We start from the raw sequence: 23,817 nt of genomic DNA, 5'->3' as shown, positions 1-23,817 counted from the left end.
ACAAAGCTCATTAATGAGCTTTGTTATTAGGTTTGTTACTTAAAATTTATATGAAATACCCGCATAAAAGGAGTTAAGAGTGAAAACATCAATATTTGTATCTTCTCCCCAACCATTATATGCCTCTGCAAAGTAGGAATCAGCTTCATAAGCAACTCTTAATTGCACACCTTTCAACATAACAGGCGCATATTCAACACCAACACCATACTTAATTGCAATGGGATTATCTGTATCTAAAAAAGTAAAGCTTGAGTTTAGGTCCATATAAGCAAGACCTAATAGTGCAAAAGGACGAATGCCATTAGCAAACGTATAACCTGCATTTGCTGCAACAGAAAAGGATGTTGGAGATTGCTTCACAGCTGTTTTATTGTTGAAAAAAGTGTAAACGTAACCTTGAGTATCACCGTAGTCGCTATAAGTTGCTTCAACGGCAATTATTTTATTAAATTGATAGCCGGCATAAACCTTAAGTGTATTACCATCCGTTTGTTCTATTAATTTTCCATAGCGGTTATCGTTATCCCAATCTTGCTCTGTATTATAATTAAAGCTACCGATCCCTGCTCCGAGGTAAAAACCATTAATTTTTTGAGCATTACTTGTAACTTCTGAAGCAAAAGTAACAGATGATGTAAAAATTAATAGGGGAAGTAATATTTTTTTCATTGTTGTTACCTATTTTTTTGTTGTTAAATTAGATTGCTTTTAGTTCAAGTAATGTATGGCCTAAACCAATGTCATCAGTACGTTTAGCCACATTAAAACCAGCAGCTTCAACAATTTCTAAAAAGTCTTCACTGCGGTAAAAGCGGCTATTACCATTTGCTAAACAGGTGAAGTATAAAGAGGTTGCGTTAAGACTTAATGTTGCTGCATCGTAACGTTGTGCATCCCAGAAAAGTTCAAGAATATAAACGCGGGTATTAACATCCATCGCTTTGCGCACTCGTTGTAAAATACTCAGTATTTCCATTGGCGAGAAACAATCTAGGAACTGGCTCATCCACCAGGCATCTGCGCCTGTTGGTAAAGGCAATGATTTATCTAACATATTGGTTGGATAACCTTTAATACGATCCGCAAAACCTTGCTCTTTAGCATTTTTCATTGCCATTTCGATTTGCTGAGGAAGATCGATAATGGTCATCTCCACATCTTTATCGTAATTACAACATTGTAGTGACCACTTTCCGGTATTGCCGCCAATATCAAAAATACGTTTTGGTTTATGTTCAAACACTTTTTTTAATAAAATAGGAAATGAACGATCTGAATAGAAGTGATCAAAGTTAAACCAACTCTGTTTAGCTTTTTCTGGTAAACGCGAAAGCCCTTCATAGATCGTTGGCCAATCACCTAACTCTTTAAGACCTGCAGGAGTGCCCTCTTCAATGGCTTCGGTAAGATGCATCATAGCGGCGTAACAAACATCGGCGGTGAAATCTAAATTAGCGCGCGTCATACCGTCATGTAGTAAAAAATAACCCAGCTTTGCGATAATGTAATTTGGGGCATTCCAGGTAACAATATGTGCACTTAATGCCATATCCAATAATACTTTAACGCCATATTCAGAGACACCTGATTTTTCACTTATCTGTGTTGCATTAAGGCCATTATCTTTAGCTTCATCTAATACCGCTAAAATACCTAAATCACGTAAAGTGCGCGCTGTATGGAATGTGATAGGTGCAAAAGCTAGTTTTTGCGCTTCAGTTTTTGCTTCAAGAGCTGTAAATGGGTCGTTCGAATAATCAGTCATTGCCTAACCTGTAGAATTTAATATATTAATAATTTTTGAAACGATGATCTGTTTGCACTACATAATAATGACTTGTGGTTAAAAAACACCATAAACAGTTAAGCAGGCTTACATGTCTCGAATAATCTATTGTTCACTATTTAAATGAGGATCTTGTGACTAAATTTGCTTTTTATGGCGGGGAAAAATTATCATCCTTATAGCAAATAACATCCTTACTTTAGCCATGAAGGTTAACATTTAAAGAGTTAAAAGGATATTGTTGGCGGTAACAACTCGACTATTAAGTATTTTTTTTTGATAGAAAACAACAATTAATAAGTTGTTATTAAAATAACTAAACAGTATTAACAGTTAATGTTAAAATGAGCGATCTAAATACGGGTAAATTATAACTCAGTTATTGTGTTATTTGTTTATTAATAAGAACTTAATCAGATAGTAAAAATAAATGGATTTTATTAACTTTAATATAATAAAGTGGTTTGCACTTTGCCCGACTACTGCAGAGAAAAACGGCTGGAACTTGTTAGCTGAAAAACAACCTTTATGCTTAGGTGTGCTAAATGAATCTCCCGTTGATTTAATCCCGCCTATGCTGCGCCGTCGTATGAGCTCTTTAAGTAAACTTGCAGTTCAGACTGCCACACAGTTATCTTTAGGAACTGATATCGATTATATTGTTTTTGCTAGTCGTCATGGCGAATTAACTCGAACAGTTAAACTAATCGAAGATATTCTTGCGGGGAATGATGCTTCGCCAATTCTGTTCTCGCAATCGGTTCATAATACCGCCGCAGGTTTATTTACTATTTCAACTAAGCAGGCAATTCCTGTTTGTTCTTTAGCCGCCGGTGAAAACACCTTGCATAGTGCGCTTATCGAAGCTAGTTGTTACTTACAAGAGCATCCGAGAGACAAAGTGTTAGTGGTTAATTTTGACGAACCTTTACCTGAACCTTACCACTCTTTTGAACTGCAGGAATATCAAGGTTTCGCGCTTGGTTTGTTGTTAGAATCCGGTATGGAATTCCAAATTAAGGCAATAAAACAGGCACAATTAAGCGAAAGTTCATCTCCTCAAGCTTTTAGTTGTATTGATTATTTGTTAAATGAAAAGAAAACCGTTTCGATTAGTAGTAAAAAAAGCAATTGGATTTGGGAAAAAAGCGCATGAGTATCACCCAAAAAATAAATAAAATATGGCGCATCTTTGCCACTGGATTTTGCTTCTTTCTTTTTGGGATGGGAGGACTGGCTTTAACTTTTATTGTTTTTCCTCTGTTAACTTTTTCATTAAAAAACGATAAAAGCCGTGAAGCAAAGGTCCAAAAAATAATCCAACGTTCGTTTTATCTGTTTTGTGAAACAATGCGTATTACAGGCGCTATAGATTATAAATTTGTTGGCGCTGAAAAATTAAAAGATGATCAAAATTGTTTAATCGTTGCTAACCATCCTAGTTTAATTGATTATGTATTAATTACCTCTCGTTTAGGACAGTGTGATTGTTTGGTAAAAGAAGCAATATGGCATAATCCTTTTATGAAAGGCGTGGTGAAGTCCGCTGGATATATCCCTAATAAAGATCCTGAGAATTTACTCGAGGACTGCTCAGAGCGCCTCAATGATGGTAATGTTTTACTTATATTCCCGGAAGGAACAAGAACAACACCGGGTAAGAAATCATCTTTACAGAGAGGAGCTGCACAAATCGCGATTAAAACAGAAACAGATCTTCGTGTTGTGCAGATTACAGTAACACCTTCATTTTTAACAAAAGAGAAAAAATGGTATCAAGTTCCTGATAGCTTGCCTTTTTTCCATCTTGAAGTGAAAGATAAAATTGCAATAGAACCCTTTATTGAGAAATATCAATCTCCTTCAATTGCAGTTAGAAAATTAAATAAGCACTTATCTAACGTGCTTTTATCACCAGAACATTAAATAATTGAGTAGGTATTTATGGAACAGTTACACACAGAACTAAAAAAACTAATTATTGATGCACTTTATCTTGAAGATATGAGTGTTGATGATATTGAAACAAACGCACCACTTTTTGGTGAAGGTTTAGGTTTGGATTCAATTGACGCCTTAGAGCTAGGTTTAGCGATTAAAAAACAATACAGTGTTGTTATTGATGCCGATGATACGCAAACTCGTGACCATTTTGCGTCAGTAGCAAATTTAGCAAAATATATTTCAGCAAATAGAGTGTAATAAAATGACCGATTTAAATAGAGATGAAATTTTCAGCCAAGTCCAAGATGCTTTGGTTGAACTGTTTGAGCTTGATGCTGCAGATATTCAGCCTGAAACACAACTTTATCAGGAGCTTGATTTGGATAGTTTAGATGCGGTTGATTTAGTGGTTCATCTGCAAAAGCTAACGGGCAAAAAAATTAAACCTGAAGAATTTAAAATGGTACGTAGTGTTGATGACGTTGTTAACTCCGTTATTGAACTGCTGCAGGAAAAATAAATAATGAAATTGCTGACAATATTGTCGGCAATTGTTTTATTAGCTTATCCATTTGCTGTTTATTACGGCTTAAATCAATGGGGAGTTGGAACGGTTGCTGGCGTGCTCGGTGTATTATTCGTTTTGCGTATTATCGGTGGTAATAAAACCCGTTTACGTGAATTAAAATATATTACCTGGGTAAGTGGTGCTATGGGACTTGTTTTGGTTCTGCTAGCATCGGTTTTTAAAGATACCAGCTGGTTCACTTACTACCCTGTTATTGTCAATATTTTAATGCTTATTTTGTTTGCATCTAGCTTATGGCAAAAAGAGACCATGGTTGAGCGTTTTGCTCGTCTGCAAGATCCGGAGTTACCTGATTACGCCATCAGCTACACACGTACTGTGACCAGAGTATGGTGTTTGTTTTTTATTGCTAATGGCTCGATCTCCCTGACAACCAGTTTTATGTCTCTTGATATTTGGACCTTATATAACGGGTTAATCAGCTACCTGTTAGCCGGCTCTCTGTTCGCTTGTGAATTTCTAGTTCGTATCTATGTTAAAAGAAAAAATGAATGATTTTTAGCTCTCTAAAAAATGTTTTGCTTAGTGACAGAGAAGATCAAAAAACGGTTTCTTTCTCTACAGGTGAAACTGTTTGCTGGTCGCAATTCTTATCGGATATAAAAACATTAACCGTTAAGCTTAACGCCTTTAATAAACAACGTCTGGCTATCTGTTGTGATGATAGCTACCTCTTTTGCGTGGCGTTTTTTGCAGCCGTATATGCGCATAAAAAGATTGTTTTACCCGGTAATCACCAACCAGCAATGTTGTTGTCTTTATCTGCACACTTTGACGCAATTGTTCATGATGGATTAGTTGCGAGTGATTTTACCAAACAGCAACTGATACTGCCTTTGACAGATAAACATCAGACAAATGATTTGCAGTTTTCAGAGTTAGATTTATCACAAATTGAGATCTCCCTGTTTACTTCAGGATCAAGCGGCTTACCGAAAGCGATTAATAAATCGTTACTTATGTTGGATGCTGAAATTACTCAACTTGAGGCGGTATGGGGCGATCTACTTGCTGGCTCTGATATTGTTAGTACTGTTTCTCACCAGCATATCTACGGGCTTTTGTTTCGTATTTTATGGCCATTATGCGCAGGGCGAGCCTTTCAACGTTTTGATTTAGTTTACCCTGAACAGCTAGTCGCTTGTGCTGATAATAATAGTACTTTGATCAGTAGTCCTGCGTTGTTAAAACGTCTGCAACAAGATAAAAAATGTGCACCGTATCGCGCTGTTTTTTCATCGGGTGGGCCGTTAAGTTTAACTGCCGCGCAGCAATGTTATGCATTATTTAAACAATATCCATTTGAAGTTTTTGGCAGCACGGAAACAGGCGGAATTGGCTATCGCCAACAATTGCAGGCGACAATGCCGTGGACTTTTTTTCCTGGAATATTTTCACAACTTACTGCTGATAATTGTTTAAGCCTGCGTTCACCATGGATAGATGAAAAGTCATGGTATCAAACAAGCGATCAATGTGAGTTATTGGAAAAGAATCAATTTGTTTTAAAAGGACGAGTTGATCGGATCGTTAAAATTGAAGAAAAACGTATCTCACTGATAGAAGTTGAACAACGTTTAAATCAACTTGAATGGATAGATGAGAGCGCTGTCCTGGTGCATGATGATCTTCATCGCTTAAGTTTAGGGGCTGTTATTAAGCTTACTGTGCAGGGGGAAAACACCCTGCAGGAGCTTGGTAAAGGAAAGTTTTGGATAAAGCTCCGTCAAGCCTTACGTTTGTGGCTTGAGCCTGTTGGTATTCCCAGACACTATCGTGTTGTCTGTGAAATCCCAGTAAATAAACAAGGTAAACGTTTACACAGTGAAATATCACAACTATTTAGTAAAGAAAGCGGAACAGATAATGCCACAACGTAAAGCCACTATTATTGAGCAGCAGATCAGCGCTAACAAGGCCAGTTTAACGTTACAAGTTGACGCTGATATTACCGATTTTGAAGGCCATTTTCCGGGGTACCCGTTACTTCCCGGAGTAACGCAAATCGACTGGGCCATTTTTTACGGAAAAAAACTTCTTAATACAGGTACTCGTTTTGCAGGCATGGAAGTGATTAAATTCCAAGAGCCCATTTTACCAAACAGTATTATTTTGTTAACGCTGACTTGGGATGCAGATAAACAAAAACTGCATTTTTCCTATAGCTCTGAAACTAGTCAGCACTCTTCTGGCCGTATCAAATTACTTGTAAGCGAATAAGGGATTATGAGCGATTTCAAACCCTGCTTTTTAATCCCCTGTTATAACCACGGGCAAGCATTAACGGCTGTGGTTAAAACTTTACTGGCTGATTATGATTATCCTGTGCTGATTGTTGATGACGGTAGTGATCTGCTTACCAAGGAGGTAATCAACAGGCTTGCGGATACAACAACTGTGGTTACCTTGAGTGAAAATCAAGGTAAAGGTGGCGCCGTTATAGCCGGTATTAAAACCGCGCAGGAACTTGGGTTTAGCCATGCAATACAAATTGATGCCGATGGTCAACATGATCTGTCTGCTCTGACAGTATTAATAAAAGAATCAAAAGCACATCCCAACGCATTAATTTCCGGGCGCCCTATTTATGATCAGTCGGTGCCAAAAGGTCGACTTTTTGGCAGATATATCACCCATTTTTGGGTGTGGGTTGAAACCCTGTCATTCTCAGTAAAAGACAGTATGTGCGGTTTCCGTTCATATCCAGTAAAGCCGTCTATAGATATTATCCTGCAGGAAAAGATTGGATTAAGAATGGATTTTGATACTGAAATAATGGTCAAACTCTATTGGAATGATTGTGATGTACGCTTTATAAAAACTCAGGTGATATACCCTGAAGATGGTATTTCTCATTTTGATGCCTTTTGGGATAACGTGAAAATCAGCAAGATGCATACCCGCCTGTTTTTTGGTATGTTGCCGCGTATTCCCAAACTATTAACGCGCTCTAAGCGAATGGGATTAAAAGCCAACCACTGGTCAAGGCAGTCTGAACGCGGAACCTACTATGGAATGAAAATCCTACTGGCCATATACTCTCTGTTTGGCCGCGCTGTATTTAAACAGTTATTAAAAGTAGTGATCGCTTATTACACTCTGACCGCGAAATCGACACGTAAGGCTTCTTTACAATATTTACAGAACCTAAAAACATATTCCTTAAACACGGGGACTGTTTTACCTGAAAAGTTAAGTGTTTATAAGCACCTCAACTCTTTTGCTGAAACTATTTTAGATAAACTGGCTGCATGGAAAGGTGACTTTTCAAAAAATAATCTAACCGTTCATGGTATTGAATATGTTGAACCATTAAGCAAATCGTCTCGCGGTATTGTTATTATCGGCTCACACCTTGGAAATTTAGAATTATGCCGCGCGTTAAGCGAGTCTTATGTTGATCTGAAGATTAATGCGCTGGTTTTCACCGAGCATGCACAGCGTTTTAATGCCGTGATGAAGGCTGTTAATCCCAAGTCAGATCTGAATATCATTCAGGTTAATAAACTCGGCCCAGAAACTGCGATAATGCTCGATCAGAAAATTGAGCAAGGTGAATGGGTAGTCATTGTCGGTGACCGGACATCAACCAGTGTTGAACAACGCGCTATCTGGGCAGACTTTCTTGGAAAGCCTGCGCCCTTCCCGCAAGGCCCTTTTTTGCTGGCTTCGATTTTAAAAGCGCCAGTATATTTACTTTTTGGTCTACGTGACGAAAGCAAAAAACAGGTCCATTTTGATGTGTATTTTGAACCCTTTAGTGAACAGATTAAATTACCCAGAGGCAAGCGAGAACTGGCTTTACAAAAGGTGGTTGAATCATATGCAAAACGCTTAGAATTTTACACAATGAAAGCCCCGCTACAGTGGTATAACTTTTTTGATTTTTGGCAGTTAAGCACAAAGCGGGAAGATAAATAAGGTTTGATTAAAGAGAGTGATATTTTAAATATCTCTATCTCCGCGATATGGCGTGTAAAACGAAAGCCCTCTGCTTGGACAACCCGGCGGTATAACTTTTTTGATTTTTGGCAGTTAAGCGCAAAGCGGGAAGATAAATAAGGTTTGATTAAAGAGAGTGAGCTTTTATACACCCTATCTCCGCGATATGGCGTGTAAAATGAAAGCCCTCTGCTCGGACAACCCAGTGGTATAAATTTTTTAATTTTTGGCAGTTAAGTGGAAAAATAAATGACAAATAAACAACAAAGCATCAAGTTTGGTGATGGACGTCTAACTATTGAAGATATTGTAAGTATTTCCGATGGTGCTAGCGCAGAAATGAACAGCAACCCTGAATTCACAGCAAAGATTGACCGAGGAGTGGCATTTTTAGAGCGCCTGTTGAAAGAAGATGGTGTGATCTACGGTGTAACAACTGGTTACGGTGACTCTTGTACGGTTGCGATTCCAGCAGATTTGGTCTCTGAATTGCCACTGCATTTAACGCGTTTCCATGGTTGTGGTCTGGGTGATAACTTAACAGAAAAGCAGTCTAAAGCCGTTTTAGCAACGCGTTTATGCTCTTTATCACAAGGTGTTTCAGGTGTTACTCATGATCTGCTTAATCAAATAATCACACTGATTAATAACGATATTTCTCCTCGTATTCCTGAAGAAGGCTCGGTTGGCGCAAGTGGTGATTTAACCCCCCTTTCTTACCTTGCCGCAACCTTAATTGGTGAGCGTGAAGTTATCTATAAAGGTCAGATTCGCCCAACGGCAGAAGTTTTTGCCGAGTTAAATATCAAACCGATTAAGCTTAAACCCAAAGAGGGTTTAGCGTTAATGAACGGTACTGCTGTGATGACTGCCCTAGCTTGTTTAGCTTTTAAACGTGCTGAATATCTGGCAAAAGTTGCGACTAAAGTGACGGCGATGGTATCGGTTGCTATGCATGGTAATGATTTCCATTTTGATGAGTCTCTGTTTGCGGTAAAACCACACGCTGGGCAACAACAAATTGCTGCTTGGTTACGCTCAGATCTACAAGCTGAACGCCCGCCACGTAACAGTGACCGTTTGCAGGACCGTTATTCGCTACGTTGTGCGCCACATGTTATTGGTGTATTACAAGATACCCTGCCGTGGTTGCGCAGCATGATTGAAAATGAATTAAACAGTGCCAATGACAACCCGATTATTGATGGCGATAATGAACGTGTTTTACACGGTGGTCATTTTTATGGTGGTCATATTGCAATGGCAATGGACACACTAAAAGTGGCTGTTGCTAATATTGCTGATTTGTTGGATCGTCAAATGGCACAGCTGATGGATTATAAGTTTAATAATGGTCTGCCATTTAATTTAACGGGTGCAGAAGGTCCACGTAAACCAATCAACCATGGTTTTAAAGCGGTACAGATCGGCGTTTCTGCATGGACGGCGGAAGCATTGAAACATACTATGCCAGCGAGTGTATTCTCTCGTTCTACTGAGTGTCATAACCAAGATAAAGTCAGTATGGGCACCATTGCGTCACGTGATTGTTTACGTGTGTTAGTACTGACCGAGCAGGTAACTTCTGCATCAATACTGGCGGCAACACAAGCTTTAGTTATTCGTAAACGTCATAATGAGTTAGATGAAACACATTTCAGTGACGGCTTAAAAACAATGACAGAAGCGGTATTAAGTGAATTTACACCCGTTGATGAAGACCGTCCGTTAGAGGCTGATTTACGTCACTTTATGCAGTTAATTCAAACTCAACACTGGACGTTATATTAAGCGTTAGGGGTTATTAATGATCGACAGAAATATTAATCTAATTGCAGAAATAACCTTAACGACGGCATTTCAGGATGCTGATCCTATGGGAGTTATCTATCATGGTAACTATTTCCGCTATTTTGAAGAAGCGCGTCGTATTTTGATGGAAAAAATCGATTACAACTACAGTGAAATGCAAGCTTCAGGTTATGTCTGGCCAGTCATTGATAGCCATGTAAAGTACGTCAAAGCGGTTCCCTATAACCATCAAATTAGAGTAACTGCCACATTAAGTGAATGGGAAAACCGCCTGCGTGTAGATTATATTATTTATGATGCACAAACTGGCGCGCGTATGACCAAGGCTTACACAAGGCAAGTGGCTGTTGAGCTTGCGAATCAAGAGATGTGTTTTGCTTCACCAAAGGTATTTATTGATAAGCTGGAGCCCTATTTTGTTGATTAAAAAGAAGTTAGTTGCTTTGTTTGTTTCACTGTTGTTTGTGTTTAGTGTTTCCACGCAAGCAGTGGCACTCGCTGATGTGCAACAAAAATTAACCGCGCACTCTTTGCTACGTGGTTTATTTACGCAAACTAAAACTATGCAGATGTTTAATCAACCGCTTGTTTCACACGGAAACTTTCTACTGGAGCAAAATCAAGGTCTGCTTTGGCAGCAAGTTGAACCTTTTCCGGTTTCTTTAGTTTTAGTGAAAGAGAAACTCAGTCAGCAGTTTGGGGAGCAAGCTGCTGAGGTGATTGTTGCTAAAGATAACCCGATGGTTTTTTACTTTAGTCATCTGTTTTTGTCACTGTTCAAAGGTGATATGGATGAGTTAACCGATCAATTTGATATTAAGCTCAGTGAAAAAGGCACAAACTGGTTATTATTATTAACCCCAAAATCAGCACCACTAAATAAAGTTTTTGCCAATATTTCAATAGAAGGCTCTGAATTCATTGATTTTCTTGTTTTAACCGAACTCAGTGGTGATATTTCAGAAATAAAGTTTGAACAGCAACAAACCACTCCTAATACTCTAAGTGAAGATGAACAACGTGCTTTCCAATTCTAAACTGGTCTTTTTTTGGCTGTTTTTTATACTGCTTGCAACGGTCGCTTTAGTGCGACAAACGGTTTTGCAGGCAGAGTTACCAATTGAAACAAATATATTAGCCTTATTACCAGAAAACCAGCAAGATCCCTTTGCACAACAGGCTTTTGAGCAAGTTAGCAACAATGTCAGTAATAAAGTAGTGTTCTTACTTGCAAGTGAAGATAAAACACAGCTTGTTGCTGCTGCATCTGACTTTTCAGCTAAGTTATTAACCACCAAGCTGTTTTCTGGCTTTTCAGCGCAATTAAGCGCTCATGAGCAACAAGCCTGGGCTAAACTGTATTTCCCTTATCGTGCCCAATTACTTAATGATCAGCAAAAAGAACGCTTACAACTGGCTCCTGAAAAGCAAGTAACAAAAGTGCTGCAGCAGGTTTATAACCCATTTTCCGGTGTGACTGGAGGAGAGTTAGAAAATGATCCCTTTTTACTGTTCCGGGATTATATCTCTTCACAAAGTGGTTCTTCATCAAACTTTAGTTTGTACCAGGGATATTTAACCACGCAGTACCAAGGTAAACACTACATTATTATTCGCGCAGATCTGCTTGGTGACCCTTACGATACGAAGTTACAAAATAGGTTGTCGAATTTAACGCAGCTTGAAGATAGTATAAAAGCAGAGTTTCACGTGAAACTATTGCATACAGGTACTATTTTTTTTGCCGCTTACGGCACACAAAGTGCAAAGAGCGAAATTAGTACGATAGGTGTAGGTTCGCTAATTGGTGTTGTGATTTTACTGCTAAGCGTTTATCGCAGTGTTTTACCGCTAACGCTGGCATTACTATCAATAAGCTGTGGTTTACTGGTGGCTTTTGTAATCACGGTGGCTGTCTTTGGCAAAGTTCATCTGTTCAGCTTAGTGTTTGGTGCGAGTTTGATTGGTGTGTCAATTGATTATGCTTTTCATTATTTAACCGAGCGTTTAGTTGCTAAAGACAGATGGCAGCCTCAATTGGCGTTAAAACATATTTTCAATGCGATTACCTTAGGTTTGCTGACCAGTTTAATCGGATATTTAGGCTTGTTGATTGCCCCTTTTCCTGGTTTACAGCAACTCTCCTTGTTCTCTGTGGTCGGTCTGTTGGGCGCTTACCTGACCGTTGTTTGCTGGTATCCTTTGTTAGCTAAATCAGCAAGTAAAACAGCAGTCCCGCAATTACGTTTTATCAGTTTATGGCTAAAGTTATGGCAAAAGCCTAAGTTACGACTGCTTCTGCCTGGTTTGTTATTGCTGTTTTCATTTGTTGGTTTTTATAACGTCCATTTTGATGATGATATTCGCCAATTACAGGCACTGCCAAGTGATTTAAAAGCACAAGACAGACAGATAAAAACCGTTACGGGTGTTGGTCAAAGTCAGCAGCTTCTTTTAGTGAAAGCTGCAAGTGATGAGGATTTGCTGGTTCGTTTGAGTGAAGTGGGTAAGCAGTTAACTGACTGGCAAAAACAAGGCGTTCTGCTTAACTATCAGAGCATCAGCCAATATGTACCCTCTATTAAAAGACAAAAAGAAAATTTTGCATTAGTGAAAACTTTATATCAGTCACAAGCTGAGAAGCTGGCTGCAAAATTAAACTTTTCTGAGCCATTAGGTTTTGATCTGCAGTTTAACCCCTTATTGGTTGATGATTATTTAGCCTCAACTGTTTCTGAGCCGTTAGGTTTTTTATGGTTAGATAAAATTAACGGTAAAAGTTCAGCGGTAATTTTACTCAATCAAGTAAATGATAGCGGTGTTATACAGGCCTATATCTCCTCAAATGATGATTTAACCTACCTAGATAAAGCTAATGAGGTTTCCACTATTTTTGGCATCTATCGTGTGCATATCAGTAAACTATTAATTTCTGCGTACTTATTGATTGGTTTATTGTTAATCTGGCGTTATGGTTTAAAGCTTGGTTTTCTGGTGATCACTCCTCCTGTGATTGCAGCCTGCGTTGGGCTGGCGGTAACCAGTGTGGTGGGCATACCTATTACTATTTTTAATTTATTAGCGCTGATTCTGATTTTGGGTATTGGTATTGATTACACGCTATTTTTTGCTGAGCAGAAAGAAAAGGTTGAGGCAAAAAACACCCTGCTTGCAATTACACTGTCAGCAATTACAACGGTATTATCATTTGGCTTGTTGGCGTTAAGTGAAACCCAGGCAATTCATGGTTTTGGTATCACAGTTTTAACGGGCATTATCGTCGCCTGGTTGCTTTCTCCTTTAGCAATGATTAACCAAGCAGTAAAAGGATAACAATATGAAAATAAATTGCTTTTACTTTTGTATATTAGCTCTCTTGTTAACTGGCTGTGCAATGCAACCTGCCACCCACCCAGTGCAAGTTGAAGTGAATAAAGCGGTATTTGTAAGTTTGCCAAAACCTGCTGAACTAGGGCAAACACTGAATGTCAGTCAGCTTATTACGGCGCAATGGGGTAAGAATAAACAACAAAAATTACTGGTGCAGTTGCAGGTGGAGCAACAAAGCGTAGTATTAGCGGGGTTTTCAGCTTGGGGAGCGCGCATTCTAAGTCTTACCTATTCTGGTGAAGAGATTCAAACCTATGTGCTTAGTAGATTAGCGGACACCCTGCCTAAACCGGAGCAGGTTTTATTTAATGTGATGATTTCGATATGGCCTGTTGAAGCATGGGAAAAACCGTTAGGGAAGATAGGCTGGTCGCTAATTGAAAGAGACTTAAAACGCGAGTTAATTGATGAAAAGGGGAAAGTTATTGCCGATGTGACTTATCAAACACAACCTTATATTGATGGAACCATAGTGTTTAAACATCATATCTTTGATTACACCATCACTATCGAAACCAGCAAAACAGATACAGATAAATAGAGAATTAAATGGATACTAAAGCAGATAATCGTCAAACCTTTCCTGTTTACATTCATGCTTGTGCGATGAATTCTGCATTAGGTGCTACACAACAGGAGAGTGTAAAGCGTTTGGCATCAGGTTTTTCACCAGATATGTGCCTGGAGTCTGGCTGGCTAAATGATGGCGGTGACACTGTTGTTGGTAAAGTTACAAGTCAGTTACCTGAAATTGATGCAAGTTTACAGAATAAAAACACGCGCAATAATCGTTTGGCATTGTCTGCTCTTATGCAAATCGAATCTCAGATAGAGCAAGCGATCCAGCAATATGGAGCGGATCGTGTTGCTGTTGTTGTTGGTAGCAGCACTTCGGGGATTGCTGATGGTGAATTAGCTTTAGCAGCAAAACAACAAACGGGGCGATTGCCTGATGATTATCACTATCACCAACAAGAAGTGGGTAATCTAGGTGAGTTTGTTGCTGATTATTTTCAAATAGCTGGTCCTGTTTATACTATTTCTACCGCATGTTCTTCGAGCGGACGGGTATTTTTATCCGCAAAAAGATTATTAAAAGCGGGAATTGTTGATGCAGTTGTTGTTGGTGGAGCAGATTCTTTGTGTAAACTGACCTTAAATGGTTTTCATGGTTTAGAAGCGTTATCAAATGAGTTTTGTAATCCATTTAGTGAGAACCGTAAAGGTATCAATATCGGTGAAGCAGCAGCTTTTATGTTGTTATCCAGACAGAAAAATGACACTGGTCTCGCGCTACTGGGGGCTGGCGATAGTTCAGATGCTCATCATATTTCAGCGCCCCATCCAGAAGGTAAAGGGGCCATTGAAGCGATGCACAAAGCATTACTGGATGCGCAGTTACAACCCGCTCAGATCGGTTATATTAATGCTCATGGTACAGCTACGAAGCTTAATGATGCAATGGAGTCAAAAGCTATCTATTCTCTGTTTTCAGATACAGTAGCTGTCAGCTCAACTAAACCATTTACCGGGCACACATTAGGTGCGGCAAGTATTTTAGAAGCAGCAATTTGCTGGTTAGTCTTAGATCAAAACTTAGATTTACCTAAACAAATTAATGATGGCAACTATGATCCATCACTCGCGCCAATCCGTTTTGTGCAAGAGGATCAAAAACTAGCAAAGCCAGCGATTTTAAGTAACTCATTTGCCTTTGGCGGGAATAATATCAGTTTGATATTTGGCTATGCAGATGAATGATTTTATTGGCGTTGAGCCTTTTAGCGCACAAAGGCATTGGCCTTTGCTGGCATCTATTGTAACCACTGTCAGCTTGATATTTGGCTATGCAGATGAATAATTTTATTGGCGTTGAGCCTTTTAGCGCACAAAGGCATTGGCCTTTGCTGGCATCTATTGTAACCACTGTCAGCTTGATATTTGGCTATGCTGAACAGTAAATTTACCAACAGCGCATCTATTTAGAATGACAACCTATTAATAAATTACCGTTTAATATTTGGATAAACAAATGAATAAACTTCCTGACGTCGCTTCACTTCTGCCACATGAAGCCCCTATGATATTGATCGATAAGCTAATTGATGTGGCTGAGTTAACAATTCACTGCCAGGTAAATATCAACTCAGATGGACTGTTTTTTGATAAACAGATTAATGGTACTCCTGCGTGGGTGGGAATCGAGTTTATGGCGCAGACGGTTGCCGCTTGGTCTGGTTATCATGCCTGGTTGCAGGATAAGCCTTCTCCAATTGGTTTTTTATTAGGAAGCCGCCGTTATACAACGGAGTGTGAAGTTTACACTCAAGGTCAAGTGCTAGATGTTTATGCGGAACAGGTAATGGAAAGTGAAGGTATGGCTGCATTTAGTTGCCGAATTGAATGTGATGGAAAAGAGCTGGCAACAAGCCAGTTAAACGCCTTTGTTCCTTCACAAGATAAATTAGAAGAGATGTTAAAAGGGAAAAACAATGACTAGACAGGTATTAGTAACAGGTGCAAGTAAAGGTATCGGTCGTGCTATCGCGCTACAACTTGCACAAGATGGCTTCACCATTGCAGTTCATTATATGGGTGATAAAAATGGTGCATTACAAACAGTTGAAGAAATTAAAACATTAGGCGGTTGTGCGCGCATTTTACAGTTTGATATTAGAGATCGTGAGCAGTGTCGAGAGATTTTGGAGAGCGATATCTCCGATCATGGTGCCTATTACGGTGTAGTTAGTAATGCAGGTGTTACTAACGACACTGTATTTCCGGCAATGACAGGTGAAGAGTGGGATAGTGTTGTACACACTAACCTGGATGGTTTTTATAACGTATTACATCCCTGTGTAATGCCAATGGTACAGCTTCGTAAAGGTGGGCGTATTGTTACACTTGCGTCAGTTTCAGGCTTAGTTGGTAATCGCGGGCAAACTAACTACAGTGCAGCTAAAGCTGGCATTATCGGTGCAACTAAAGCGCTTGCCCTAGAAGTGGCTAAACGCAAAATAACGGTTAACTGTGTTGCACCAGGGTTAGTTGATACTGGTATGGTTAATGAACATGTTAAAGAGCACGCCTTACCGCTTGTGCCTTTACGCCGCATGGGGCAACCTGAAGAAGTTGCAGGATTAGTCAGTTATTTAATGTCTGATCTGGCTGCTTATGTGACTCGTCAAGTGATCTCTATTAATGGAGGAATGGTATAATGGAACGTCGTGTCGTTGTAACGGGAATGTCCGGTGTTACTGCCTTTGGTAATAACTATTCAAGTGTTGAAGAAAGATTAAAAGCGTGTGAAAACGCTGTGTTATATATGCAGAGTTATGAGCAATATGACGGTTTAAATACTAAGCTGGCCGCGCCAATTATTGATTTTGAACTGCCAAAACATTATACCCGTAAAAAAACGCGAGGCATGGGACGTGTTTCTAAACTGGCAACACTAGCCTCTGAAAATGCACTGATACAAAGTGGTTTGCTTGGTAATGAAATACTGACTAACGGACAAACTGGTGTAGCCTATGGCTCATCAACCGGTAGTACGGATGCGGTTGGTGCTTTTGGGGTGATGCTTAATGAAAAAAGCACCAAAGCGATTACTGCGACCACTTATGTACAGATGATGCCGCATACCAGCGCGGTTAATGTTGGACTGTTTTTTGGTTTAAAAGGTCGTATTATTCCAACTAGTAGCGCTTGTACATCAGGTAGCCAGGCAATCGGTTATGCATACGAAGCGATTAAACATGGTTATCAAACGGTAATGGTGGCCGGTGGTGCGGAAGAGTTATGCCCAACAGAATCCGCTGTATTTGATACTCTATTTGCTACCAGCCTTAAAAATGATGCCCCTAAGTCAACACCAAGTCCATACGACAAAGACCGGGACGGATTAGTGATTGGTGAGGGTGCCGGTACCTTAGTATTAGAAGAGTATGAACACGCTAAAGCACGCGGTGCAAAAATTTATGCTGAGTTAGTTGGTTTTGCCACTAACTGCGATGCAACACATGTTACACAACCTCAGCAGGAAACGATGCAGATCTGTATGGAGATGGCGCTTAAAAATGCAAACTTAAGTGCAGATCAAATCGGTTATATTTCAGCACACGGCACGGCAACCGAACGTGGTGATATTGCAGAAACTAATGCGACGGAAAATGTAGTTGGTAATAAAACACCGATTAGTTCACTAAAGAGTTATTTCGGTCATACTTTAGGTGCTTGTGGCGCAGTCGAAGCTTGGGTGGCAATTGAGATGATGAACAGTGGCTGGTTTAATCCAACCCTAAATCTGAAAAATGTCGATCCTTTATGTGGTGATCTTGATTATATCACCGGCAGTGGTCGTGAAATCGATTGTGATTACATCATGAGTAATAACTTTGCCTTTGGCGGTATTAATACCTCATTAATTTTTAAACGTGTAACCGATTAATTAATCGCAGATAATGAATCAGGTTATTTTTGTAAAGTAACCTGATCCATTTTTTCCTGCCAACTCGGTAGCTCGATCAACCCTTTTTCTGATATCGCATAGATACCCCGCTCCACTTTATTAAACCAATCGTAATAGTTTTGATTTAACATGCTGGTGGCTTGTGGTTCATTAATCGCTTTTTTAATTTCCGCCCCTTTTGCACTTGGCCGTTTTGACAAATACTGTGCAACACGAATACAGCGTTGACGATAAGCGGTTAAAGCAGCTTGTTTGCGAGTAGATCCCCCCTTTTGTGTATCACCCTGTCGATTACTAAACTCTTTTAACAGGGCTTGCTGTTTACGCCTGTTTTTACGCGGGCTGTAGTCTTTAGGATCGTTAATCACCTCTACATATTGCTGTTCCTTTTGCATATCTACCACAATCAAACCCAGACCTAGTCGAGCGATCAGTTTTTTTACTTGTTTGGCTTGTTTTTTGAAAAGCGTGCATTGCCTGGGAATGGCGATATACACGATATCAGCAAGGGTAAAACGTTCTACCGCTTGTAATAACAGGGTGATATTCAGATTTAATTTCAATTCAATAATAATTAAGAGATCATCTTTTTTAGCAACAATATCACAGTCTTTAATCTCCCCTTTTACCTCATAACCTAAGTTATTCAGAAATGATTTTACCGGCAAATAGAGGTCGCTTTCTTTTAGTTTTGTATTCATAAGAGCTTTCTATGATTGAATGTCTGAAATTATTCATTATATTGAAATATATATATTAGTAACTGCAATTAATTTATTAACTTCTCACTTTTCATATGGATATGGTTATGTATAGGTATTTTATTTCAATTTTGTTCGTTTCTCAGTTACTTGCATGTGTCAGCTTGCCTGAAAACAGCAGTACAGCGAGTTATGCACTTGCAAAATCGGAACACTCAACGTTAGTCAAACAGGTTGCAGCGGCTCATCAATATCTGAATATAAATCCCGGCGAAGTGTCTGTTTTGTTATTGGATGACGGTATTGATGCGTTTGTAGCAAGACTATCATTAATAAAAGCGGCGCAGTCGAGCATTGATCTGCAATATTATTTATACCATTCAGATTTAAGCGGTGGCTTGTTAACAACTGCATTGTGGCAAGCTGCCGAGCGTGGTGTGCGAGTTCGTTTATTAGTGGATGATATGGACTTGGATGGTAGGGAGAAAAGCATTGCTATGCTAAGCGCTCATCCAAACTTTGAAGTGCGGATATTCAACCCCTTTATTCGCGGCAAAAGTCGCACTGGCCAGTTTGTTACCCACTTCGGTTCAATCACCCGGCGCATGCATAATAAATCGCTGACTGTTGACAATACGCTCTCTATTTTAGGGGGGAGAAACATTGGCGATGTTTACTTTGGCGCGGATCCTGATATTGCTTTTGGTGATTTAGATGTCGCCTTTTCAGGCCCGGCTGTACAGCAGGTATCCACTTCTTTTGATCTGTATTGGAATAATAAACTCTCCTATCCGATTGAATTGTTAAGTGATTATAAAGTGACAGAAAACTCATTAAGTGAGGTCTCTAAAGCGCTTCAGCAATTTATTGTTGAGAACGAAACTAATGCTTTCATCAAAACGCTACAACAGAATAACTTAATCGAATTATTAAAGAATAACGAAGTAAAACAATACGCTGGTTATGCAAAGGTACTTTATGATGACCCACTTAAAATAGTTAAAAGCAGAGATAAAACAGAATACCATTTAACACCACAATTAAGTCCGTATTTTCAATCTCTTAAAAAAGAGTTGGTGATTGTCTCCCCCTATTTTGTGCCAGGCGTTGAAGGCTTAGCCCTGTTTGCAGCATTAATAGATAGGGGCATAAAGGTAAAAATATTAACCAACTCATTAAAGTCTAATGATGTCACGGTCGTGCATGCCGGTTATTCAAAATATCGAAAAAAACTATTAAAGATGGGCGTAAAAATATACGAGGTGGACAGTGAAATTTTAACTGAAAAAATTGCACTTAAAGGGCTGCCAAAGAGAAAAAAGAACTTAATCGGCATCTCCAAAGCAAGTCTCCATGCAAAATATTTTGTTTTGGACAGGCAATATACCTTTATCGGATCACTGAACTTAGATCCCCGTTCTATTAATGAAAACACTGAAATTGGCGTTATTATTGATTCAGATGAGTTAGCTGCAGATATTGCGCTGCATTTTGATGAAAATATTCACCGTATTGCCTTTGAATTGCTTTTATTAAATGATCAGGTTGTGTGGCAAAAGAAACGTGGAAGCAAAACGACTACTTATTATAACGAACCCTACAGTAGCTGGTGGGAGCGTTTTTATATCGGTTTCCTGCGTTTATTACCCGGCGAATCACAACTTTAATGTGAGTGTTTACTTTCTTTTGTTGCCATTGCTTGCTTGCCGTGTCCGGTATGGCTTGGTGAAGTTCCTGCTTTTTTGTTCTGCAGTGGATTACTATTTAAGTTATGCGTAACTGACTTAAATACAAATCAAGTTGCCTGGTTAATTTATATTATCACCTTGCTTTTGTGTGCTTAAACCTTGTGTCGTTTTAATATTAATCAGTAATCTTTGCTCCTGCAGCCTTACTCTTGACTTTAAAGTTGACTCATGTAACTGATTGTCATTGGTATAATCGGCTTCAATAGGTATAATACACTCCATTTTTTATAACCAACTCGAAGCCGAAATCATGCAAAAATTCGATACAAAAACATTCCAAGGGCTAATTCTTGCACTGCAAGATTTCTGGGCTCGCCAAGGTTGTGCCATTGTTCAACCGCTTGATATGGAAGTGGGCGCAGGTACATTCCACCCGCAAACATTCTTACGTTCTATTGGTCCTGAGCCAATGAGCAGTGCTTATGTTCAACCATGCCGTCGTCCTACTGATGGTCGTTACGGTGAAAATCCAAACCGCCTGCAGCACTACTACCAATTCCAAGTAGTTTTAAAACCATCTCCAAAAAACATTCAGGAGCTTTACTTAAAGTCACTTGAAGAGATTGGTATTGATACTTCAATTCATGATATCCGTTTTGTAGAAGATAACTGGGAATCTCCAACGTTAGGTGCGTGGGGATTAGGCTGGGAAATCTGGTTAAACGGCATGGAAGTAACACAGTTTACTTATTTCCAGCAAGTTGGTGGTTTAGAGTGCTCTCCTGTAACCGGTGAGATCACTTACGGTCTTGAACGTATTGCAATGTACGTACAAGGTGTTGAGAGTATTTATGATCTTGTTTGGACTGATGGTCCGATGGGTAAAGTGACTTACGGTGATATTTTTCACCAAAATGAAGTTGAACAATCAACTTATAACTTTGAACATGCTGATGTTGATGCACTGTTTGCACAGTTTGATCAGTGTGAAAAAGACAGTCAAAAACTGATTGAAGCTGGTTTGCCGCTTCCTGCTTACGAGCAAGTGATGAAAGCATCTCATGTATTTAACCTGTTAGATGCGCGCCATGCTATCTCGGTAACAGAGCGTCAACGTTATATTTTACGTGTTCGTGCATTATCAAAAGCGGTCGCTGAAGCTTATTACGCTAAGCGTGAATCACTTGGTTTCCCACTTTGCAAAAAACAAGATAAATAGAGGCAAGTTTCATGTCACAAGAAAATTTACTGATTGAACTGGGAACCGAAGAGTTACCACCAAAATCATTACGTAAACTTGCTGAATCTTTTGCAAGTAACGTAGAAACTGAATTAAATAAAGCAGAGATCGCATTCGACAGTGTACGTTGGTTGGCATCGCCACGTCGTTTAGCGTTAATTGTTTCTAATCTGGCAAATGCTCAAACAGATAAAATTGTTGAAAAACGTGGACCCGCAGTTAATGTTGCATTTGATGCAGAAGGTCAAGCGACTAAAGCTGCACAAGGTTGGGCGCGTTCAAACGGTATTACAGTTGAACAAGCTGAGCGCCTGGTGACTGACAAAGGTGAGTGGTTACTGTTTAAGTCGGAAGTAAAAGGCCAAAATGTAGCGCAGTTGATTCCAGCTATTGCTGCTAGTGCCCTTGCTAAGTTACCAATTCCTAAACCAATGCGTTGGGGATCTGCAAGCACACAGTTTATTCGTCCTGTTCATACGGTTTGTATGTTATTTGGTGCGCAGTTAATCCAAGGTGAATTATTAGGTGTTGAATCAGATCGTGTTATTCGTGGTCACCGTTTCTTAGGTGAAGCTGAGTTAACACTGAATCATGCTGATCAATATGAACAGCTGTTAGATGATAGCGGTAAAGTTATTGTTGATTATGAACGTCGTAAAGCGATTATTCGTGATCAGGTTGAAGCTGTTGCTGCTCATGAAAATGGTGTCGCGGCTATTGATGAAGAGCTGCTTGAAGAAGTGACTTCATTAGTTGAATGGCCGGTTACGCTAGTAGGTTCATTTGAAGAAAAATTCCTTGATGTACCTTCTGAAGCTCTTATCTACACCATGAAAGATAATCAGAAATACTTTCCGGTATTAGATCAAGATGGTAAGTTATTACCTCGCTTTATTTTCGTCTCTAACATTGTCAGTCGTGACCCTTCTCAAGTTATTAGCGGTAACGAGAAAGTAGTACGTCCACGTTTAGCAGATGCTGAATTCTTCTTTGAAACTGACAAAAAGAAAACGCTAGCAAGCCGTTTAGAATCTTTATCCAGCGTATTGTTCCAAAAGCAACTAGGTACGCTGAAAGAGAAATCTGAGCGTATTTCAAACGTTGCTGAAGATATCGCACTGCAAATTAAAGCCGATACTAAACATGCTCAACGAGCCGGTCTATTATCGAAAACAGATCTAATGACAGAAATGGTCCTGGAGTTCCCTGACGTTCAAGGCGTGATGGGGATGTATTATGCTAAACATGATGGTGAAGATCATGAAGTTGCAATTGCACTGAATGAGCAATATTTACCTCGCTTTGCGGGTGATAAATTACCAACCTCTTTAGTCGCTTGTGCTGTTTCTTTGGCTGATAAATTGGATACGCTTGTTGGTATATTTGGTATCGGCCAGGCACCTAAAGGCGATAAAGACCCATTTGCTCTTCGTCGTGCAGCGATTGGTCTGTTACGTATAATCACTGACAAAAACTTGGATTTAGATATTGTTGAATTAGCTGAAATAGCTAAAGCACAATACGGCTCTAAATTAACTAACGAGAACGTTGTTAATGATGTTGTTGATTTCCTATTTGCACGTTTCCGTGCAACTTATCAAGCGAATGGTTTCTCAGTTGAACTGATTCAATCAGTGCTTGATCGTCGTCCAACAAAACCTGTTGATTTCGAAAAACGTATTCAGGCGGTTGCCAAATTCCACGAGTTACCAGAAGCGGCACCAATTGCTGCTGCTAATAAACGTATCAGCAATATCTTAGCGAAAGTGAAAGGTGATATTAATGCAGATGTTGATGCATCATTGCTTGAAGAAGACGCAGAAAAAACATTAGCTGAAGTACTAGCGAGCTTGGAAAGCAAGTTAAGCCCTTTATTTGCTAAAGGTGATTACGAGGCTGCATTGTTTGAACTTGCGAGCTTACAGACGCCTGTAGATGGTTTCTTTGATAATGTGATGGTTATGGCTGAAGATGATGCGGTAAAACAGAACCGTTTAGCGATATTAAATCGTTTACGTAATCTGTTCTTACAAGTTGCGGATGTCTCGGTTTTATAATTAGTTGAATTTACTGTTCTGCTTACTTTAGTAAGCTGAATTGATATAAAAAAAGCTCAGTTTATACTGAGCTTTTTTGTTTCACGTGAAACTTATTATTGGGTTTTAGCTTAACTTGTGTGGACAATCGCTTTATAATATTTTTAATGTTTCATGTGAAACACTTTTTTAAAGAATAATAATATAGGAAATAA

24 protein-coding genes are annotated in these 23,817 nt (G+C 39.3%); 20 read left to right on the top strand and 4 right to left on the bottom strand.

Annotation, left to right across the window (positions count from 1 at the left end; all coding sequences use genetic code 11):
- Window positions 1-39: 39 nt before the first annotated feature.
- Entirely contained in the window at window positions 40-672 is a 633-nt protein-coding gene (locus AC4GME_RS02975; RefSeq protein WP_490378836.1) for an outer membrane protein, read from the bottom strand.
- A gap of 28 nt (window positions 673-700) precedes the next feature.
- Complete coding sequence (locus AC4GME_RS02970; protein ID WP_490378837.1) at window positions 701-1,768, bottom strand: methyltransferase; 1,068 nt, start codon at window positions 1,766-1,768, stop codon at window positions 701-703.
- 451 nt (window positions 1,769-2,219) lie between these two features.
- On the opposite strand from AC4GME_RS02970, the gene AC4GME_RS02965 reads away from it, so the two are divergent.
- The 17 genes from AC4GME_RS02965 (at window position 2,220) to AC4GME_RS02885 (ending at window position 17,916) form a co-directional block, all read left to right on the top strand.
- Entirely contained in the window at window positions 2,220-2,945 is a 726-nt protein-coding gene (locus AC4GME_RS02965) for a beta-ketoacyl synthase chain length factor (protein ID WP_490376535.1), read from the top strand.
- Window positions 2,942-3,715: a lysophospholipid acyltransferase family protein gene (locus AC4GME_RS02960; protein WP_490376536.1), complete on the top strand. Its 774-nt coding sequence runs from the start codon at window positions 2,942-2,944 to the stop codon at window positions 3,713-3,715. Before AC4GME_RS02965 ends, AC4GME_RS02960 begins: the two co-directional genes overlap by 4 nt.
- Before the next feature lie 18 nt (window positions 3,716-3,733).
- Window positions 3,734-3,991 (top strand): phosphopantetheine-binding protein, encoded by a 258-nt coding sequence (locus AC4GME_RS02955; protein WP_490376537.1) that lies wholly within the window; start codon window positions 3,734-3,736, stop codon window positions 3,989-3,991.
- A gap of 4 nt (window positions 3,992-3,995) precedes the next feature.
- Entirely contained in the window at window positions 3,996-4,253 is a 258-nt protein-coding gene (locus tag AC4GME_RS02950; RefSeq protein WP_490376538.1) for an acyl carrier protein, read from the top strand.
- Window positions 4,254-4,256: 3 nt separating this feature from the next.
- Complete coding sequence (locus tag AC4GME_RS02945) at window positions 4,257-4,817, top strand: COG4648 family protein (protein ID WP_490376539.1); 561 nt, start codon at window positions 4,257-4,259, stop codon at window positions 4,815-4,817.
- Window positions 4,814-6,202 carry an AMP-binding protein gene (locus AC4GME_RS02940; protein ID WP_490376540.1) on the top strand — a complete coding sequence of 463 codons (1,389 nt, stop codon included), beginning with the start codon at window positions 4,814-4,816 and terminating at the stop codon, window positions 6,200-6,202. The genes AC4GME_RS02945 and AC4GME_RS02940 overlap by 4 nt, the downstream gene beginning before the upstream one ends.
- Window positions 6,189-6,542, top strand: coding sequence for an ApeI family dehydratase (locus AC4GME_RS02935; RefSeq protein WP_490376541.1), 354 nt, complete (start codon window positions 6,189-6,191; stop codon window positions 6,540-6,542). The genes AC4GME_RS02940 and AC4GME_RS02935 overlap by 14 nt, the downstream gene beginning before the upstream one ends.
- 6 nt (window positions 6,543-6,548) lie before the next feature.
- Window positions 6,549-8,243 carry a glycosyltransferase family 2 protein gene (locus tag AC4GME_RS02930; protein ID WP_490376542.1) on the top strand — a complete coding sequence of 565 codons (1,695 nt, stop codon included), beginning with the start codon at window positions 6,549-6,551 and terminating at the stop codon, window positions 8,241-8,243.
- A 270-nt stretch (window positions 8,244-8,513) separates the two neighbouring features.
- The gene (locus tag AC4GME_RS02925; RefSeq protein ID WP_490376543.1) at window positions 8,514-10,055 is read left to right on the top strand and encodes an HAL/PAL/TAL family ammonia-lyase; all 1,542 of its coding nucleotides are present in this window, start codon (window positions 8,514-8,516) and stop codon (window positions 10,053-10,055) included.
- Between the two features lie 16 nt (window positions 10,056-10,071).
- Window positions 10,072-10,503, top strand: coding sequence for an acyl-CoA thioesterase (locus AC4GME_RS02920; protein ID WP_490376544.1), 432 nt, complete (start codon window positions 10,072-10,074; stop codon window positions 10,501-10,503).
- Window positions 10,493-11,113 (top strand): outer membrane lipoprotein carrier protein LolA, encoded by a 621-nt coding sequence (locus AC4GME_RS02915; protein ID WP_490376545.1) that lies wholly within the window; start codon window positions 10,493-10,495, stop codon window positions 11,111-11,113. The genes AC4GME_RS02920 and AC4GME_RS02915 overlap by 11 nt, the downstream gene beginning before the upstream one ends.
- Window positions 11,097-13,409, top strand: coding sequence for an MMPL family transporter (locus AC4GME_RS02910; RefSeq protein WP_490376546.1), 2,313 nt, complete (start codon window positions 11,097-11,099; stop codon window positions 13,407-13,409). Before AC4GME_RS02915 ends, AC4GME_RS02910 begins: the two co-directional genes overlap by 17 nt.
- A 4-nt stretch (window positions 13,410-13,413) precedes the next feature.
- Window positions 13,414-14,007 (top strand): DUF3261 domain-containing protein, encoded by a 594-nt coding sequence (locus tag AC4GME_RS02905; protein WP_490376547.1) that lies wholly within the window; start codon window positions 13,414-13,416, stop codon window positions 14,005-14,007.
- A gap of 8 nt (window positions 14,008-14,015) precedes the next feature.
- Window positions 14,016-15,227, top strand: coding sequence for a beta-ketoacyl-[acyl-carrier-protein] synthase family protein (locus tag AC4GME_RS02900; protein WP_490376548.1), 1,212 nt, complete (start codon window positions 14,016-14,018; stop codon window positions 15,225-15,227).
- Window positions 15,228-15,498: 271 nt separating this feature from the next.
- Window positions 15,499-15,966 (top strand): hotdog family protein, encoded by a 468-nt coding sequence (locus AC4GME_RS02895; protein ID WP_490376549.1) that lies wholly within the window; start codon window positions 15,499-15,501, stop codon window positions 15,964-15,966.
- Window positions 15,959-16,684: a 3-ketoacyl-ACP reductase FabG2 gene (locus AC4GME_RS02890; protein WP_490376550.1), complete on the top strand. Its 726-nt coding sequence runs from the start codon at window positions 15,959-15,961 to the stop codon at window positions 16,682-16,684. The genes AC4GME_RS02895 and AC4GME_RS02890 overlap by 8 nt, the downstream gene beginning before the upstream one ends.
- Window positions 16,684-17,916, top strand: coding sequence for a beta-ketoacyl-ACP synthase (locus AC4GME_RS02885; RefSeq protein WP_490376551.1), 1,233 nt, complete (start codon window positions 16,684-16,686; stop codon window positions 17,914-17,916). The genes AC4GME_RS02890 and AC4GME_RS02885 overlap by 1 nt, the downstream gene beginning before the upstream one ends.
- A 23-nt stretch (window positions 17,917-17,939) precedes the next feature.
- Here AC4GME_RS02885 and AC4GME_RS02880 read toward each other — a convergent pair whose 3' ends face one another.
- Window positions 17,940-18,638, bottom strand: coding sequence for a DUF2161 domain-containing phosphodiesterase (locus AC4GME_RS02880; protein WP_490376552.1), 699 nt, complete (start codon window positions 18,636-18,638; stop codon window positions 17,940-17,942).
- A 107-nt stretch (window positions 18,639-18,745) separates the two neighbouring features.
- Here AC4GME_RS02880 and AC4GME_RS02875 point away from each other — a divergent pair, with 107 nt between their 5' ends.
- Window positions 18,746-20,305, top strand: a complete 1,560-nt coding sequence (locus AC4GME_RS02875; RefSeq protein WP_490376553.1) for a phospholipase D family protein — start codon at window positions 18,746-18,748, stop codon at window positions 20,303-20,305.
- A gap of 141 nt (window positions 20,306-20,446) precedes the next feature.
- Here AC4GME_RS02875 and AC4GME_RS02870 read toward each other — a convergent pair whose 3' ends face one another.
- Window positions 20,447-20,608 (bottom strand): hypothetical protein, encoded by a 162-nt coding sequence (locus AC4GME_RS02870; RefSeq protein WP_490376554.1) that lies wholly within the window; start codon window positions 20,606-20,608, stop codon window positions 20,447-20,449.
- A gap of 28 nt (window positions 20,609-20,636) precedes the next feature.
- On the opposite strand from AC4GME_RS02870, the gene glyQ reads away from it, so the two are divergent.
- Complete coding sequence (gene glyQ / locus AC4GME_RS02865; protein WP_490378993.1) at window positions 20,637-21,545, top strand: glycine--tRNA ligase subunit alpha; 909 nt, start codon at window positions 20,637-20,639, stop codon at window positions 21,543-21,545.
- 11 nt (window positions 21,546-21,556) lie between these two features.
- A complete protein-coding gene (glyS, locus tag AC4GME_RS02860) occupies window positions 21,557-23,623 on the top strand; it encodes a glycine--tRNA ligase subunit beta (protein ID WP_490377779.1) in 2,067 nt (688 codons plus the stop codon).
- The last annotated feature ends 194 nt before the right edge of the window (window positions 23,624-23,817 follow it).

The sequence above is a fragment of the Psychromonas sp. genome (assembly GCF_983033635.1).
Note: the sequence above shows the minus strand (reverse complement) of the source record. Positions and strands in the feature narration are given on the sequence as shown.